Genomic DNA, 16493 nt, shown 5'->3' with positions numbered 1-16493 from the left:
CGCGGTTTGCTCCCAGCAAAAACTCACTTTGCGCTATTGCGCTACGGCGTGAGGTTCAAACCCTGGTCTACCTCCCAGTTGGCGCGCACTTGCAGCAGCTTCGGGAACAGGAATACCGGCTCGGCGGGCACTTTCAGGTTGGGGTCGCCGCCGCGCCAGCGGCCGTCGCCGTCCGCGTCGAGCAGGGCGCGCAGGCGGTAGGAGCCGGGCGCCAGGTTGGCGAAGAGGTAGCGGCCTTTGGGCGAATTCAGGTGGGCTACCACCTCGTATTTCTCATTTAAAAGCTGCAACTCAAAGCGGGCAGTTTTGGCTTGAATAGTCCCCGAGAGCGTGCCCGTCGTGGCCTGCTCGGTCAGGGTCAGGCGCAGGGGCCGCAGCCACAGCGCCTGCCCGGTGATGGCTGTGATGGCCGCACTATCGAGTTGAATGATAATGTTTTTCTGCGCCTTGGTGTCCAGCTTCAGCGTCAGCAAGGTGCGGTCGGGGCTGAGGGCGCCATCGGCCGGCAGCCGCAACGGGCGCCGCTTCAGCGAGTCTTCAATCAGCGTGCCCACCGCCAGCTTGGGCGCCAGCCGCACCGGCACGGCAAACTGAAACTTCACCTGCCCCTGCCGGTACACGCTGCGCGGGCTGCCCTCGACGGTGTAGAGCGGCGCGGGGGCAGCCTTCTTGGCGGCGGCCGGCACCGGAAACGCCACGTTGAGCGTGTCGCGGCCCACGTTGCCGGTGCTGTCGGTGGCCGTGAGCAGATAGCGCCCGTCGCCCACGGCCGGCGTTTTATAAAGCAGTACCGTGCGCCCCCGGTCAGTGAGCTGCACGGCCTCCGCGAGGGCAGCCGAGGCGCCAGTGGTCGGCGGCACGGCCGCGAGCGTGACCTCGCGCAGGCCCTCGCCGTAGCCCAGCCGCAACAGGGTGGGCGCGGGCTGCCGGGCCGTGATGAGGGGCGGCCGGCGGTCGGGCTGGGTGAGTTGCAAAGCCAGGTCGGGGGTAGGGCCGCCCTGGCCCAGGGTCAGCGGCGCCGGCAGGTAGGCAATGTACTCGCCATCGTCGTAGCGGCCGTTGTTGTTTTTGTCGCTTAGCGCGTAAAGCTGGTAGCGGCCGGCTTTCAGAAAGCCCAGGCCGAACTTACCAGTTTTGTCGGTGCGGGTGAGGTAGTAGGGCCGCCCCCGGCGCACGCCGGCCGTATCAATTTCCCGAAACAGGCTCACCACCAAATCATTGGCTGGCCGCGCCGTGAGCAAATCCGTCACGGTGCCGCGCACGGCGCCCGAGTCGAGCACCGCGCCGGTGCTAAAGCTGAGGCTGGCATTGCGGGCCGGCAGGCTCTCGGTGATGTCAACGATGCCCTGCCGGAAATTGAAGGAGTAAGTGGTGTTCTCCTCCAGCGGCTTGTCGAAGAGCAGCGTGACGGCGTTGCGCTCTTCGCGCAGCTTATAAGGGTTGTCGGCCGGCAGCTGCGGGGTAATGAGCAGATTCTTCGCCAGGTCTTTGACTTGCACCGGCTCCGAAAACTCCAGCCGCACGAAGCGCTGCTGCACGTTGCGGGCCGCGCTATCGGGCGAAGTGGCCGTCAGGCGCGGCGCCACCACATCTTTGGGCCCGCCCTGCGGCGCGCTGATGGCCGCGCAGCCGCTCAGCAGCGCGCCCGCCAGCCAGCTTCCTACCCCCCTCCACCCCCGCAACCCGGTGCAAACAGCCATTATCAAGGGGTGAAATAGAGGGGGTAGGGAAAGCAGCGCGGCCCCAGCGGATGACTCAGGTACTTTATCAGGAAAGCGGGGCTTTGGCGTTGATGCCCGGAGCCGGGGCCGCCGTCCCCGGCAGCGAGGCCGAAGCGTCTTTGGCGGGCCGGGCCGGTTTGGGTCCGCGCCGGCCCGCCACGTAGAGCAGGCTCGAGTACTGGCCCTCGTGCTGCGCCGCGTATTGATTCGACTTGTAGCCGGCCTTGAGCGTAGCCAGCAGCCCGCCGCCGCGCTCGGCGCGGTGGCGCTCACTGAGCAGGCTCACGTAGTAGGCATCGAGTGGCATGGGCAGCGTCTGGCGCAGGGTCAGCTGGTGTTTTTTCAGCAGCTGGGTCATGGTTTTGGGCGCGAAGTGGTAAAGGTGGCGGGGCACGTCGTAGGCCGCCCAGTTTTCGCGGTAGTGCTGGGCGTCGAGGCTCTCGATGTTGGGCACGGCAATCAGCAGCACACCCGTGGGCGTGAGCAAGGCCGTGAGGCGAGCCAGCGTCTCGTTGAGCTGATGCACGTGTTCGAGCACGTGCCAGAGCGTGATAACGTCGAAGGTGCCTTCCTTAAAATCGGTCAGCTCGCCCGCGCCCACCGGCTGGCCCACGCGCTGGCTGGCTTCGGCGCGGGCGCCGGGGTTGGGCTCCAGGCCCGCCACCTGCCAGCCCGCCGCCTGGGCCGCCGCCAGAAAGTGGCCCGTGCCGCAGCCGTAGTCCAGCAGTCGGCCCGCCCCACCCGGCAGCCCCACAAGCTGCTTGACCAGCCTCACTTTGCGCCGCATGGTGAAGAAGCGCGCCATTTTATAGGCCTGGTTGAGCAGGCCCGCCGCCCCGCTGTTGTGCGAGACGTAGGCAGCCGACTCGTAGTAGCGCCCGATGTGGGCGGCGTCGGGCCGCGGGTTGGTAAACTGAAACTCGCAGGCCGCGCACTGCACGATGGCGAAACTCTCCCCGCTCACTGTGCGGTCTGCTACCACCAGCTTGTTCTTAAATTCGGTTTTACCGCAGACAGGGCAGCTTTTTAGTCGCTCGTAAATCACAGAATAGAATAAAATGATAGCCTGCTAATCAACTTCGGCGTTGCCTCAGTCAGTCGGGGCCTAGCCGGCGCAAAGTTAAGGGAGCGGTCAAGTTCCTCTCTTTCGCTTGCTGGCGGGTCGCCCACTGATGGGGCTCCAATCAAGACTATCGCCCCAAAAGCATAGGCCATTAGAAACAAGCCCAGATTGAGACCATTCAGCAGCCCCCATGTCAGCGCCCGCCACCAACGACGTTGCCAGAGACTGAAACCCCATCTCACAAAGCCGGCCGCTGCCAGCACCAGCTGCAAAGCAAGCCAGGCCGCTGCCACGTAGTCAGCAGTGGTGAAATTCAAATGGGGATGACCCCATTGCACCAAGAGAATATAAGCTACCGTGCCCCAGAAACCCACCTGGCAGCCCACCGCCAGCCCAACCCACCAGCCGAGGTAATCGGCGGGTTTAGCTGCAAGCTGTCTAGCGGTTGCCTCCATCCTACCGGCCCAAATAGACCATCAGCACCGACACGTCGGCCGGGCTCACACCACTGATGCGCGAGGCCTGCCCGATGGTTTCGGGCTGAATCTTGAGCAGCTTTTCGCGGGCCTCGTGGCTGAGGGCCGGCATCTCGCGGTAGTTGAGGCGGCCCTGAATGACGAAGTTTTCCAGCTCCTGCATCCGCATGGCCTGCTGCTGCTCCTTGGCCAGGTAGGTTTCGTACTTGATTTGGATGATGGCCTGCTCCAGCGCGTCGGGCCGGTAGTGGGCCAGCTGCGCGGCGAGGGAGGGTAGGGAATTGGTGAGGTCAGCCAGCTCCACGTTGGGGCGGCGCAGCAGGTTCACGGCGCGGGTTTTCTCGCTGATGGTAGCCGTGCCGAGCTGCTCCAGAATGGGATTAATGACGGCCGGCTCCAGCGCAAAATGCTGGAGCAGCGCTACGATTTCGGCCGTCTCCGCCTCCTTCTGCCGCACCCGCGCCAAGCGCTCATCCGAGGCCAGGCCCAGCTCGTGACCCAGCGGCGTGAGACGGCTGTCGGCGTTGTCCTGGCGCAGCAGAATGCGGTGCTCGGCGCGGCTCGTGAACATGCGGTAGGGCTCGTCGGTCCCCTTGTTCACCAGGTCATCGATGAGCACGCCGATGTAGGCCTCGCTGCGCGAAAGCACAAACGGCGCCTTATCGGCCACTCGCTGGTGGGCGTTAATACCCGCCATCAGGCCCTGGCAGGCGGCTTCCTCATAGCCGGTCGTGCCATTGATTTGGCCCGCAAACCAGAGGTTACGCAGGCGCTTGGTTTCCAGCGTGGGCGTGAGCTGCGTGGGCGGGAAAAAGTCGTACTCGATGGCGTAGCCGGGCCGAAACATCTTGGCGTTCTCAAAGCCCGCGATTTCACGCAGGGCGCGGTACTGCACGTCTTCGGGCAGGGAGCTGGAAAAGCCGTTCACGTAACATTCCACGGTGCTCCAGCCCTCGGGCTCCACGAAAATCTGGTGCCGGTCCTTGTCGGCGAAGCGGTTGATTTTGTCTTCCACACTCGGGCAGTAGCGCGGCCCCAGGCCCTTGATGCGGCCCTGAAACATGGGCGACTTCTCGAAGCCTTCGCGCAAAATTTCGTGCACCCGCTCGTTGGTGTAAGTGATGTAGCAGGGCCGCTGCCGGGTCAGGCGCGGCGTGTCGAGGTAGGAGAACTTGCTGGGTTCTTCGTCACCGCCCTGAATTTCCATCTTGGAGTAGTCGAGGCTGCGGCCGTCTACGCGGGGCGGAGTGCCGGTTTTCATGCGCCCGGCCTCGAAGCCCAACTCCATCAACTGCTCGGTGATGCCGGTGCTGCCGCGCTCGGCGGCCCGGCCGCCGCCGAAGTTCTTCTCGCCAATGTGAATCAGGCCGTTAAGAAATGTGCCGTTGGTGAGCACTACGGTTTTGGCGTGAAACTCAATTCCCAAGGCCGTTTTTACGCCCGTCACGGCGTCGTTCTCCACCAGCAAACCCGTGACGGCTTCCTGCCAGAAGTCCACGTTGGCAATGCCCTCCAGCGTCAGGCGCCACTCCTCGGCGAAGCGCATTCGGTCTGACTGCGCGCGCGGACTCCACATGGCGGGGCCTTTCGAGCGGTTCAGCATCCGAAACTGAATCATGGTCTTATCCGTGATAATGCCCGACTGTCCGCCGAGCGCGTCGATTTCGCGCACAATCTGGCCCTTGGCCACGCCGCCCATCGCCGGGTTGCACGACATCTGGGCGATGGTGTTCATGTTCATCGTGATGAGCAGCACCTTGGAGCCCAAGTTGGCGGCAGCTGCGGCGGCCTCGCAGCCGGCGTGGCCCGCGCCCACCACAATCACATCGTATTCGGTTGTCTGGAACATAGTCTCCGATAAGCTTTAGCCTGCCGTAAATAGTTCGCCGAACTCAAATGCCGGCGTTTATCACCCCGCAAAAATAGCGCAGCCCCAGCCGAGAGGACGGCTGGGGCTGTTTGGAAGCGTACCTGGCAGTGTCTTTCAATGCGCGGTATAAGTAGAGACACAATATTTTGTATCTCCTCGCGTAGCGAGGGGTAGGGTAATCAAACCAGTGGGATTACTGCGCCCCCCGTACTGCGAGGAGACACAAGATATTGTGTTTCTACCTCGTTCAACGAAGCCGGGCCGGCATCAAACGGCAAGCTGAAGCTTATTTCACCCTGACCTCTTTGCGAAAACAGACGCTGTTCTCTACCCCAGCGTACTGCCCATAATTCGGGGTAAGCTCGTAACCACTCTTCTGATAAAGCCGGATGGCTTCGGGCTGATTTTTGCCGGTTTCCAGCACGCAGGTGGGGTAGGAAAGCTCCCGCGCCCAGTGCTCCAACTCCGCCAGCACAGCTTGAGCCACTCCTCGGCCACGGTGCGCGGGCAGTACGAACATGCGCTTTATTTCCACTTCGCCGGGGCCATGCTCCCGGAAAGCGCCGCACCCAACCGGCTCATTCTGCTCATACGCCACTACCACGTTGCTAATCTTCCCGAGCTTGTTAAGCTGCGCATAAAAGACGTGTTCGTCGCCGTCGCGCCGGGTCAAATCCTGGTCCAGCAGCACGACTAACGCTTGAAAGTCGGAGTTGTCAGAGGTCGTTCGGCTAAGGCGCAACATCACAAGACTCCTTGTTAAAACTCCCGCAGCGTCAGGCAGTAGTCCTCGCGGTGCCGCATAGCGGTCTGGCTCAGCAAATCCTTGTCGTGGTAGCCGAGCAGGTGCAGCACGCCGTGAATCATGACCCGGTGCAGCTCGTCGCGGAACGGGACGTTCAGCTCCTGCGCATTCTCGCGCACCCGCTCGACGCTGATAAACACGTCGCCCTCCAAGATGTCGGAGTCGTCGGCGTTATCGAAGGTGATGACGTCGGTGAGCGTGTCGTGGTTGAGGTATTCCACGTTCATGCGGTGCAAATATTCATCCGAGCAGAAGATATACGTCAGCTGCACAATGCGATGCTCGTGCACTTCCGCTACCCGCTCAATCCACGACGTGAGGTCCTCGGCGTCGCTCAACTCAAAATCCGGCACGTCTTCGACCAGAAACTCGATGCCCGGCGCCTCGTGATAAAGGCCTTCGGGCGGAAACGGATTCAGGTGCGGCGGGTCAACCGGCGGGGTCGAAATCATGATAATAAGAAAGATAGAGTAAAAAAGAACGTCATGCTGAGCTTGCCGAAGCATCTTGCCCGTCACTAATCCAATCGTTGAACACCATTGATTAGTGACGGGCAAGATGCTTCGGCAAGCTCAGCATGACGTTCTGCTTATTTTTATTTATGCTCGGAGCTACGCCGCCATCGACGCTACGCCGCCATCGACTGCCCGGCTTCCCTACCCCCCTCTTCGCCGGCAGGGTGCAGCATAAACGTCAATTCCACGCGGCGGCCTTCCTTGCTGAACTGCACCTCATCGGCCAGATGACGAATCAGGAAGATGCCGCGGCCACCGGGGTTTTCCAGGTTTTCGGGCGCCGTGGGGTCATCCAGGTTATCGAAGTTGAAGCCCGCGCCCTCATCCTCAATCTCGAACTTGAGCTGCTGCGGCTGCACGTAGAGCGACAAATACACGTTTTTATCCTTGTCAAACTTGTTGCCGTGGCGGATGGCATTGTTGACGGCCTCGGTCACGGCCACCATGATGTTGCCGTAGATGTCGTCCTCAATCTGAAAGGTGTCTTTGGAGTTGTCAATGAAGCTCTCCACCACGCGGATGTTCTCAACGAGCGACGGAATCTGAATTTTGACCTGCTTCATAAAATAAGGTGGTGGAGAGGGCAGCAGCGGTTGTGAGCAGCGAAATTAAGGACTTGTGAAGTAAGGCTCAGCTTACGAACGGAAAGTAAAGACGTTCGGCTATTTATCTATCGACATGCGTCGTACCCGCCCGTCGGTCATGCTCATCTGGCGTCCGCCTGCGAAGCATCCTCTCGCCGCGAAACGAAGCCAGAACGGTTAGTTACCGCGCCGTTCTGCGGGGATAAGATGCTTCCTTCGTCAACATGACAGGCAGCAGGGTGCTATTTCAATTTCTGGAAATACTCGCCCACTTCGCGCTGATAATAAGGAGTTAAGGTCGGTGGGGTTGTACGCAAAAGCTCGGTCTGCCGGTTCTTAGAAGCCTTGTATTTGTCGAACGCGGGCGGAAACATCGGCGGCTTGTTCTGGGCCGTCTGCGCCTCGCGCTTGGTGTCCTGGTCGCGCTCGCGCGCCGACTTCTCCACTTCCAGCAGGCGGGTCAGAATCTGCTGCTGGCGCATAATCGTCTCCTCGGTCAGGCGCTTGTTTACGAGGTCGGTTTCGGTTTGTTCCATGAGCTTCTTCACGTCGCCGGAGCCGCCACCGCCTTGCTCGCCCTTGCCGTCTTTGCCGTTCTGGCCACCTTCCTTGCCGTCCTTGCCATCCCTACCCCCCTCTTTGCCGTCAGGGCCCGGCTTGCCCCCGGGTTGGCCGCCACCGGGCTGCATCCGGTCCATTTGCTGCATGGCCTGGCGCAGCATCTGCTGCTGGCCGGCCAGCTTGGCCAGCTCCTGCGACATGGCGCGGCCGGTTTTGCCCGATTTCGAGAGCTGCTGAATCTGCTCGTTGAGCTGCTTTTGCATCTGGCCGAGCTTGCCGGGACCGGGGCTGCTGCCCTGGCCTTTGCCCTTTTTCTTGCCCTTGCCCGGCTTGCCGCCGCCCGATTTGGGCTGGCTTTTGCCGTCCTGCTGCTCTTGCTGCATCTGGCCCAGCGCATCGGAGAGCATTAGGGCCAGGTTGTTCATACTGGTCATGGCCTGCTGTTCAGTTGCTGTAGCCCGCGCCACGTCGCGCTGGCGGATGTGGTTCAATGACTCGTCCATGCGGCCGTTCATCTCGCCTACTTCGCGGGTCACGAAGCTCTGAATTTTGGGCTCCTTTTTCGCCAGCGCATACAGGCTGTCCTGGATGATTTGGGCGTCATCACGCAGCTTGCGCTGGGTCTGGCCGAGCTGCACGAAGCGCGGGTCAGTCTGGTCGACGGCGCGGAAATCCTTCATCAGCTTCTCCTGGTCGAAGCTGAGCGTCACCAGGTTGTCGAGGATGTTGCGTAGGTCGTCGATGTTCTGCTGGGCCTGCTCGTCCTCGTCCTCGCTCTGCTGCTCGCGCATCTTCTGCGCCATCTTCTTCATCTTCTGGGCCGCAGATTTCTGGTTGGCGGCGGCCTTTTGATTTTGGTTTTTGCCCAGCTCCTGCTGGCTTTCCTGCATGTCCTGGTCCACATCCTGCTGCTCGGGCTTCTGCTCGTCGGCGCCGTTCTGGTCGCCCAGCTCCTTATCCATTTTCTTGAGGTCTTCGAGGTCCTTTTTCAAGTCCTCAAAATCCTGCTGCTTGTTGGCCTGGTCTTGCTTGAGCTGCTCCTGCGCGGCTTTTTGCTCTTCTTTCGAGAGCTTGTTGTCGGGGTTCTGGCGGTCGTTTTTCTCGGTTTGCTCGGCCAGCTTCTGTTCTTCCTCGGCCAGCTTGTCGAGCTTGTCGGTCGTCTCCTCCAGCTTCTGCTCAAACTGCATTTGCTTGAACATCTCCAGGGCGCGGTCCAGCTCTTTTTGCAGCGTGTCTTCCTTGTTTTCAAGCTGCTGCAACAGCTTTTGCATCTCGGCGTCGGGCGTTTTCTGCTCGTTGAGCAGCTTCTGCAGCTTGTCGTAGAGCTTCTTGGTTTCGGGGTCGAGCAGGTCGTTCATGAGCTTTTTCAGCTCCTCGGCCTTTTTCGCCAGTTCCTCACTTTTGGGGTTCAGTTGGTCCTGCTTCTGGTTGAGTTGGTCGAAGAGCTTCTGCATATTCTGCATCTGCTGGTCGAGCTGCTGCTTCTGGTCGAGCATGTCCTGGAGCTGCTTGCGGTCCTGGAAGCTGAGGTCGCGCTTGGTTTTGAGCTTGTCCTGGGCCTTGGCCAGCTCGCGCTCCATCGCCTTGCTCTGCTTGGCCGCCTGGCTCATCTGGCTGGCGACCGATGAGGCTTCGGCTTTCAGCTGCTGGGTCAGCTCGCGGGCGCTGGGCAGACGGAATTCCGCCGGCCGGGTGCGGGTGCTCTTTGGGCCGTGCACGCCGTCGTTGTCCCAGGCCTCGACGTAGTATTCGAGTCGGTCGCCGGGCCGCAGGTTCAGCGACTTCAAGTCCCAGGTGTAGCTGTAGGTGCCCGCGCTTTCACGGGGTAGGGAAAGCGGTTTGGCGCTTTGGGCGCTGGGCTTCGCAGTAGGATTCTGGCCGTCGCGGCGCAGCGAGTAACGCAGTTCCAGCCGCGTCAGGCCGTAGTCGTCGCGGACGGTGCCGCCCAGGCCGAGGTAGCGCAGGCTGGTCGTGTCAGGGAAGGCTTCCAGTGTCAGGCTCGGCGCCAGGTCGGGCACGGCCGTGAGCTGGTAGGCAATGGGGTCTTTATTGAGGCTGTTGGCATTGCGCAGGCGCAGTTGGTAAGGCTGCGAGCGTAGCACCCGGCGCTCGGCCACGAACTGCCCGTCGTCGGCGCGGGCGGGCAGGGTTTCGGCGGGGTTCTCGAACACCAGCGCCAGCTCATCGGTGGCGGCCGTGGCAAACTCCCAGCGCACGGTGCTGCCTTCCGGCACGGTCAGGTTGCCGCCGTTGGGGATGGTTTCGGCAGGTCGGCCGGTGTAGGGGGGGTAGGAAACCCGCACCTGAAAATCACGCAGATTAGGCCGTTCCAGCACCGTGAGCTGGTATTCGGGCGACGAAAACCCGGCGCCTTCGAGTTGAAACCGCACCGGCCCTTGCGGCTGCTCGAAGGTGTATTGAAACTGGTCGGCCCGCCCGCCGGCCTTGCGCAAAGTCCGCTCGGCGCCGCCGTAGCGAATCTTCACCGCCGCCGGTAGGGCCTGCCCGCTTACCCCCACGTCCAAGGTGAAGTCCTCGCCCCGAAACGCCGTCAAGGTCTTGTTTTTCAACTCAAACTCAAACGGCGCGGGCGGCGCAAACGCCTGCCGGTAGTGCAGGATGCGCCCCGTGCCCTGCACCAGCAAGGCCGGATACACCACCGCGATGCCCAGCACGGCCAGCAGCGGCACGGCCGCGTACTTCCACAGCGGCCGGCTCTGCTGCTTGATGCTGATGCCCTCGGCAAACGAAAACCCGCTCAGCTGCGCCGCCCGCTGCTCCAGGCTCGCCGCAATCAGGGCGTTGTCGCGGGCCTGCCCTTGCAGCTGCAAGGCGTTGAGCAGCCGGTCTTGCACCTCGGGAAAGAGCTGCCCGACCTGCCGGGCGGCCTGCTCGTCGCTCAGCAGCCGCCGCAGGTTGGTGAGCGCGGCCAGTGGTTGCCATATCCAGCGCCCGAACGCATACACGCTCAGCCCGATAAAGCCGAACAGGAGCCCGCCCCGCACCCAGGTCGGCAGGTAGAGGAAATACTCCAGCAGGTTGAGCACCACGAACAAGCTCAGCAGCAATCCGCCCGCCACGAGCCCGCCGCGCACCAGCAGGTTCAGGTAAAACTTGCGCTTAAACGCTTCCAGCTCGCCCCGCACCCGCGCCAGGGCCGAGGGGCCTTGCATCTCGATTACTGCCATAGGCTAGCAAGTTAAGCCAGCCGGTAAAAAGTTTCCGGGGGGGTAGGGGAGGGGTAGGAAGTTATTCACGGCGTCAAATTTTGTTACCTCATGTGATGACGTTGAAATCTCGGTTTTTTTGTGCATCTTTATAGTCATCCAGCCGGTACTACGGCGGCCGGCTGGGTCGCTCCGCTATGGACGATGAAAGAAACAGCTTTTGGAATCGCCAAACGCTGAGTAATAAACAATGACTATGACTATGACTATGACGATGCTGATGTGTGGAAGTTAACCGCGCCCAACGCAGTAATGTCACCCTTTAAACGCGGCTCTTCGGAGCCATCCAAGCCTCAGTGGACCATCGGTTCCATTTTTCAATTCTTCGCCGCGGCTGCCTACTTGTGGGAGTTTGCTGAGAAACGTTTTACAACAGCTTCTTTGGTTGAAGCCATTGAGTTGATAAGGTCTTTAGTACAACGTTGACCAACCACAAAAAAGCCCGACCTATTAGATCGGGCTTTTTTGTGGTTGGTCAAATGGCTAAACATTTTGCTCAACTACTACCTCACCGTAGTAATTACATGTACAGGCTACATAACATAAAACTCTACTAGTTTTTCTGGATTGTCTAAGTGAAAAGCCAGCTTAGATATTCGCTGATTTAACATGAATAAGCTACAAGCATATGGCTCATCACTCTTGAAATCATAGTTGTATCTTGAGTGGGGCCAGCGCATTTGCATAGCAGTCATGTCAATACTCCTCGCGTTAGTTTGAGTAGGCACAGTTGCCAACACTATCCTATTTCCTTGTGCGCCATACATGTCAAACATATTCTCATCGCTTAACAGATTGAGAAGCGCCGCCTCATTATGGCGAACTTCTACTTGACCTAAACCCTGATAACCTAGACCATTCTCTTCTAAGGTTATGGTTATTATGCTAGACGCTCTGCCCGACTTGATCTTCTGACCACTCATCCAGACCTCGAAGCGGGCAGGCGCGAAGCGTATGTCTCTCCAAACTACCTCTTGGTCGGGGTAACGGTCATATTCTGGCTCCATGCTATTTTATGGGTTTATAAGCGTAAAAGATGGCCAAATATAGGAGAGGTTTCCAACTGCATCTATAGCAGCAGTAATGCAGCCAAATGTACTTACATTGTACGTACATTCGCTTCTATGACCACGCGCCTGATTCGGGTCGGCAATTCCCAGGGGATAGTGCTGCCCAAGAAGCTCCTGCAACAGTATCAACTCACCGGCGAGGTGGACCTGCTGCCCACGCCCGAGGGCCTGCTCATCAAGCTCGTGGCAAAGCCCCGCCGCCAGGGCTGGGACGCGCAGTTTCAACAGGCCTTGGCCCAGGATCCAGCCCCGGAAGGCGAGCTACTGGAAGGCTTTACCGACGACGCTTTTGAGGAAACGGAGTAGCAGTGGTAGCGGTGCAGCGCGTCGAGGTGTGGCTCCTCAACCTCGACCCGACCCAGGGCAGCGAAATCAACAAGACCCGCCCCTGCGTGGTGCTCCCGCCCGACGAGATGAACCGCTACCTGCGCACGGTCACGATTGCGGCCCTGACCAGCACCCGGCGCGCCTACCCCCCACGGGTAGATTGCCCCTTCCAAGGCAAGGAAGGGCAGGTCGCGCTCGACCATATCCGCTCGGTTGATAAAACCCGCCTGGTGCGTCGCCTGGGCGTATTGCCCGACGCCACGGCGCAAGCCGTTTGTGACCGGCTACAGGAGTTGTTTCAATACTAAAAGCTTGCGACTTGCGCCCATAACCGCCACGCCCGCTACTTTCGCCAGGAACCGGCGCGGGGTGAGGCGTCCGCGTCGGCAGGGGGGGCGTCCGCGCTGGGAGGGGGGTAGGGGGTGGGGCGGGACGTGGCGGCTTACCGCGCCGTCTGCTCCCGGTCCGAAGATGAAGCGTCCATTACCGTAGCTGCCAGCGGCTGGCAAGGGAAGCCGGGCAGTAAAAAGTTTCCGGGGGGTAGGGAAGAGGCCGGTGGATAAGCTAAGTATAACTCTTGTTATGTTGAAGGACATAACTAAGACGAAAGGGAGGATCAATACCTTGCTGCTACATCCAAAACTCTGTTTGTGTCCCCCCATGAAAAGTATTGGCTTTGGCGTTTACAAAACTCGTCACCTTAGGCCCTTTCGTAGACGGTGAATGGTAAACGAGTTTCTTAAACTCCTCCGGCACTACAACTGCCGGTTGACCACTAGGTGCCGGGCTAATTCCTGACGTTTAGCGAAAGGAGCGGATGCTCGAACGACCTCCTCCTTTAGTTTTTCAATGGGACAGACCGGGGGATATCCCGGGCGCGGATTAGGATGGCGTCAACGGGGCGTCCGCGACGAAAGGCAACGGTGTCTATTTTCACGGCCCACACCGACGCCGTGCGCGGTGGAGCGGCGGCCCTTTTTGGATGAGAGACTCCTTTCCCCAGGGGGGTGTTAGGTGCAGGAGTTGGCGTTGTTTGGGCGGCAGCAGGACCGCATAGGGCCACTAGCGTCATGCCAAGTAGGAAAAGGGGGTCGGGTTTCATAACCAGGGAAAAGGTGAAAGGGTGAAGATACTGACTATGAGCTGTATTGACGTTCATTCAAACGGTGCTTTAAGCACCCACCGTCTTTCGGATAGGGTTCGATAAAATCTCATTATTGGTATTAAAGTGCTGATTTATAGAGTATGAAATCGACATAGCCAAGCATGTGTACAAGGTAAGGAAGGGCAGGCCGCGCCTCACCATATCTGGTCGATGGACAAAACTCCCTTGGCGCGCCGCTTGGACGTAGTGTCATACACTACGCCCAAGCCGTCTGTTATTGGCTACAGGAGCTGTTTCAATACTGACACTTACTACTCGTGGCCTTAGCGCCCGCTACACCGTCGGGCTGCGGGCATCCGCGCCGGTAGGGGGTAGGGGCTGTAAATCACAATCCGATTCGGTCAACTTCCTATCAACTCCACCCAGGCCGGGCAGTGGTCGGAATGCACCACGTCCGGCAACAGCCCGGCCGCCTGCACCCGTTTGCGCAACTGCTCATCGACCAGCACGTGGTCGAGGCGCCAGCCCACGTTGCGGCGGCGCGAGCCGGCGCGGTAGCTCCACCAGGAGTAGTGGCCGGCGGCTTCGGTGCCCACGTGGTGCCGGAACGAGTCGAAGTAGCCGTCGGCGAGCAGGTCGCGGAACCACTGCCGCTCCTCGGGGGTGTAGCCGGGGCTCTTTTGGTTGGCTTTGGGATTGTGTAGGTCCAGGGGCGTCTGGCAGCAGTTGAAGTCGCCGACGATGATGAGCGGCGCCTGGCCGGGCTGGGCCCGGAGCTGGGCCACGTAGCGCCGGAAGAAGTGCAGCCACTGCACCTTGAAGGCCTGCCGCTCCGGCCCGCTCGTGCCGGAGGGCATGTAGGTGTTCAGCACCGAGAAGCCGTCGAAGTCGAGTCGCAGCACCCGGCCTTCATCGTCGTAGAGCGGTTTGCCGCAGCCTTCGGCCACGCGCCGGGGTAGGGTTTTGGTGAACGTGGCGACGCCGCTGTAGCCGGGCTTGCGGGCCGGGTGCAGGTAGCAGTGGTAGCCCAGCTGCTCAAAGCCTGATACATCAAGCGGGGCGGTGCCGGCCTTGATTTCCTGCACGCAGAAAATGTCGGGTCGGGCCTCGGCCAGCCAGTCGAGCAAGCCCTTGCTTAGGGCCGAGCGTAGGCCGTTGAGGTTGTAAGAGACGATTTTCACGGGGTTAGATAAGGCTACTAGAACGTCATGCAGAGCGCAGCGAAGCATCTCGCTCGTGGCAGTAGTCAATAATTAACAACGATTAGATTACTACCCCCGCGAGATGCTTCGCTGCGCGCTGCATGACGTTCTTACTATTATGCTTCTGCCATCTCACTCCGCGTCGGCGGCGTCGAAATACTCCAGGATGTGCCATTTCAGCATTCGCTCCTGCTCTTTCAGAAACGCGAACGGCACCGGACGCAGCAGCTTGTAATGGGGCCAGCCGTCGGCGTCCACGCTTTCCAGCTCGTAGTGGCCGCTGAGGCTGAAGAGCTTGCAGGTCGCGATGTGCATCAAATCCTGCTTCTGCTCTTTGGTGAATGTGGCCACGCCCTGGCCCAGCTCCTGCACGCCGATGAGCAGCAGCAGCGCGTTGAGGTCGGGGCGGCGGCTGAAACGCGTTTCCATTTCAGCCATCAGCGTTTCCCAGCGGGCCTCGAAGTCGGCTTCGCTCTCGTTGGCGCCGTCGGGGGGGGTAGGGATTTCCTGGTCGCTCATGCGCCGGTCGTTTCGGTGGAGGTGGCCGACGAGGCGATGCCGTGAGCGGCCTGCTCGTGGCGCTGCTGAGCCGCGTCAGCAGCCTGGCGGGGGGTAGGAATTCCGGCGGCAGGTGGTGCCGTGTAGCCGGGCTCCAGCTTCAGTGCCTCCCAATACTCGACGGCGCGGCGGAAGTGCGGGATGACGATGCTGCCGCCGATGAGGTTGGCGATGGCGAAGACCTCGTAGATTTCCTCGTCATTAAGGCCCTCCTCCTGGCACTTGCCCAAGTGATACTTGATGCAGTCGTCGCAGCGCAAGACCATCGAGCAGGCCAGGCCGAGCATTTCCTTGATTTTCACATCCAGGGCGCCGGCCTGGTAGGTGTTGGTGTCGAGATTAAAAAAGCGCTTGATGACTTTGTTGTCGGCGGCGAGAATCTGCTCGTTCATCCGCTGGCGGTAGTCGTTAAATTCGGTTACGAGGGACATTATTTTAGTTAGCAATTAATAGTGAGCAATTAACAACTCAGGGGAAATTATAGCGCGGTAAAAAAGCTCCGGCCCGGCATTTCTCCCGAACCCCGAAGTTAAGCACGCGCCTTCCGGCGCCGGGCGCTACCTTGCCGCATTCCCTACCCCCCTTGGCTGACTGAACTGCCTGGAGGCCTTGCCTACCAGGCTCACCAGCGCATCGCTTTATTATCTCAACAATGCTGCGCGACCTGCTCCCCGACTTCCTGAGCCTGCTGTTTCCCAGCGTGTGCCTGGCCTGCGGGCAGAGTTTGCGGCGCGGCGAGCGGCACTTGTGCACCGGCTGCCGGGCCGAGCTGCCCTACACGGATTTTCACCTGCTGCCGCCCGCCGACAGCCCGCTGGGCCGGCGCTTCTGGGGCAAGCTGCCCGTGCAGTACGCGCTGAGCTACCTGCGCTTCGTGCAGCACGGGCGGGTGCAGCAGCTCTTGCACCAGCTTAAGTATCAGGGGCAGCAGGAAGTAGGCGTGGCGCTGGGCGAGCTATACGGCGCCGAGCTGGCCGGCAGCGGCTTCACCCGGCAGTTTGATGTTATCGTGCCCGTGCCGCTGCACCGCCGCAAGCTGGCGCGCCGCGGCTACAACCAGGCCGCTGCTTTCGCCGAAGGTCTTGGTACCGGCCTCGCGCTGCCTCACCGCGCCGATGCCCTGCGCCGTACCGAGCACACCGCTTCCCAAACCCGAAAGAGTCGTGCTCAGCGCTGGCAGAACGTGGCTACGGTATTTGAAACGGCCGAGCCAACTCAAATAAGCGGCCACCGGGTGCTGCTGGTCGATGACGTGCTCACAACTGGCGCCACCCTCGAAGCCTGCGGCTTGGCGCTGCTGGCAGCCGGCGCAGCAGAAGTAAGCATTGCCACTATTGCCTGCGCCGATAAATAATATCTGGACCACGGATTCAGGCAAATTTTTCGGATTAATCGGGTCTTGGGGACGA

At 60.5% G+C, this 16493-nt stretch carries 13 protein-coding genes and 1 pseudogene; 3 read left to right on the top strand and 11 right to left on the bottom strand.

Annotated features, from left to right (window positions below):
* Positions 1-41 precede the first annotated feature (41 nt).
* From ACFE70_RS06455 to ACFE70_RS06420, 8 genes are all read right to left on the bottom strand, one after another.
* On the bottom strand, positions 42-1700 hold the full coding sequence (locus ACFE70_RS06455) for an Ig-like domain-containing protein (RefSeq protein WP_375416905.1): 1659 nt from the start codon (positions 1698-1700) through the stop codon (positions 42-44).
* 67 nt (positions 1701-1767) lie between these two features.
* Positions 1768-2703, bottom strand: coding sequence for a class I SAM-dependent methyltransferase (locus ACFE70_RS06450; RefSeq protein WP_375416904.1), 936 nt, complete (start codon positions 2701-2703; stop codon positions 1768-1770).
* A gap of 537 nt (positions 2704-3240) precedes the next feature.
* A complete protein-coding gene (gene mnmG / locus ACFE70_RS06445; protein ID WP_375416903.1) occupies positions 3241-5109 on the bottom strand; it encodes a tRNA uridine-5-carboxymethylaminomethyl(34) synthesis enzyme MnmG in 1869 nt (622 codons plus the stop codon).
* 307 nt (positions 5110-5416) lie between these two features.
* Positions 5417-5875: a GNAT family N-acetyltransferase gene (locus tag ACFE70_RS06440; RefSeq protein ID WP_375416917.1), complete on the bottom strand. Its 459-nt coding sequence runs from the start codon at positions 5873-5875 to the stop codon at positions 5417-5419.
* 14 nt (positions 5876-5889) lie between these two features.
* Complete coding sequence (gene ybeY / locus ACFE70_RS06435; RefSeq protein ID WP_375416902.1) at positions 5890-6387, bottom strand: rRNA maturation RNase YbeY; 498 nt, start codon at positions 6385-6387, stop codon at positions 5890-5892.
* 176 nt (positions 6388-6563) lie between these two features.
* Positions 6564-7013: an ATP-binding protein gene (locus ACFE70_RS06430; protein WP_375416901.1), complete on the bottom strand. Its 450-nt coding sequence runs from the start codon at positions 7011-7013 to the stop codon at positions 6564-6566.
* A 263-nt stretch (positions 7014-7276) separates the two neighbouring features.
* Entirely contained in the window at positions 7277-10783 is a 3507-nt protein-coding gene (locus ACFE70_RS06425; protein ID WP_375416900.1) for a DUF4175 family protein, read from the bottom strand.
* A gap of 572 nt (positions 10784-11355) precedes the next feature.
* On the bottom strand, positions 11356-11829 hold the full coding sequence (locus ACFE70_RS06420; RefSeq protein WP_375416899.1) for a hypothetical protein: 474 nt from the start codon (positions 11827-11829) through the stop codon (positions 11356-11358).
* Positions 11830-11946: 117 nt separating this feature from the next.
* Here ACFE70_RS06420 and ACFE70_RS06415 point away from each other — a divergent pair, with 117 nt between their 5' ends.
* Positions 11947-12198 (top strand): hypothetical protein, encoded by a 252-nt coding sequence (locus tag ACFE70_RS06415; RefSeq protein WP_375416898.1) that lies wholly within the window; start codon positions 11947-11949, stop codon positions 12196-12198.
* 11 nt (positions 12199-12209) lie between these two features.
* The gene (locus tag ACFE70_RS06410; RefSeq protein ID WP_375416897.1) at positions 12210-12527 is read left to right on the top strand and encodes a type II toxin-antitoxin system PemK/MazF family toxin; all 318 of its coding nucleotides are present in this window, start codon (positions 12210-12212) and stop codon (positions 12525-12527) included.
* Between the two features lie 1198 nt (positions 12528-13725).
* On the opposite strand, the gene ACFE70_RS06405 is transcribed toward ACFE70_RS06410, so the two are convergent.
* From ACFE70_RS06405 to ACFE70_RS06395, 3 genes and pseudogenes are all read right to left on the bottom strand, one after another.
* The gene (locus ACFE70_RS06405) at positions 13726-14505 is read right to left on the bottom strand and encodes an exodeoxyribonuclease III (protein WP_375416896.1); all 780 of its coding nucleotides are present in this window, start codon (positions 14503-14505) and stop codon (positions 13726-13728) included.
* Between the two features lie 153 nt (positions 14506-14658).
* Positions 14659-15045, bottom strand: coding sequence for a hypothetical protein (locus ACFE70_RS06400; protein WP_375416895.1), 387 nt, complete (start codon positions 15043-15045; stop codon positions 14659-14661).
* Positions 15046-15176: 131 nt separating this feature from the next.
* A pseudogene (locus tag ACFE70_RS06395) lies at positions 15177-15515 on the bottom strand (carboxymuconolactone decarboxylase family protein); the annotation flags it as partial.
* Between the two features lie 221 nt (positions 15516-15736).
* Here ACFE70_RS06395 and ACFE70_RS06390 point away from each other — a divergent pair.
* The gene (locus tag ACFE70_RS06390) at positions 15737-16438 is read left to right on the top strand and encodes a ComF family protein (protein ID WP_375416894.1); all 702 of its coding nucleotides are present in this window, start codon (positions 15737-15739) and stop codon (positions 16436-16438) included.
* The last annotated feature ends 55 nt before the right edge of the window (positions 16439-16493 follow it).

It is taken from the genome of uncultured Hymenobacter sp. (assembly GCF_964243305.1).
In the GTDB taxonomy this organism is placed as follows: domain Bacteria; phylum Bacteroidota; class Bacteroidia; order Cytophagales; family Hymenobacteraceae; genus Hymenobacter.
This window is presented reverse-complemented; position numbering and strand designations above follow the sequence as displayed.

What these genes read in the sequence shown, in the direction of transcription:
- ACFE70_RS06455 (WP_375416905.1), bottom strand. Translation starts at nt 1,700, where the DNA reads ATGGCTGTTTGCACCGGGTTGCGGGGGTGGAGGGGGGTAGGAAGCTGG.
- mnmG (WP_375416903.1), bottom strand. Translation starts at nt 5,109, where the DNA reads ATGTTCCAGACAACCGAATACGATGTGATTGTGGTGGGCGCGGGCCAC.
- ACFE70_RS06440 (WP_375416917.1), bottom strand. Translation starts at nt 5,875, where the DNA reads ATGTTGCGCCTTAGCCGAACGACCTCTGACAACTCCGACTTTCAAGCG.
- ybeY (WP_375416902.1), bottom strand. Translation starts at nt 6,387, where the DNA reads ATGATTTCGACCCCGCCGGTTGACCCGCCGCACCTGAATCCGTTTCCG.
- ACFE70_RS06430 (WP_375416901.1), bottom strand. Translation starts at nt 7,013, where the DNA reads ATGAAGCAGGTCAAAATTCAGATTCCGTCGCTCGTTGAGAACATCCGC.
- ACFE70_RS06425 (WP_375416900.1), bottom strand. Translation starts at nt 10,783, where the DNA reads ATGGCAGTAATCGAGATGCAAGGCCCCTCGGCCCTGGCGCGGGTGCGG.
- ACFE70_RS06420 (WP_375416899.1), bottom strand. Translation starts at nt 11,829, where the DNA reads ATGGAGCCAGAATATGACCGTTACCCCGACCAAGAGGTAGTTTGGAGA.
- ACFE70_RS06415 (WP_375416898.1), top strand. Translation starts at nt 11,947, where the DNA reads ATGACCACGCGCCTGATTCGGGTCGGCAATTCCCAGGGGATAGTGCTG.
- ACFE70_RS06400 (WP_375416895.1), bottom strand. Translation starts at nt 15,045, where the DNA reads ATGAGCGACCAGGAAATCCCTACCCCCCCCGACGGCGCCAACGAGAGC.
- ACFE70_RS06390 (WP_375416894.1), top strand. Translation starts at nt 15,737, where the DNA reads ATGCTGCGCGACCTGCTCCCCGACTTCCTGAGCCTGCTGTTTCCCAGC.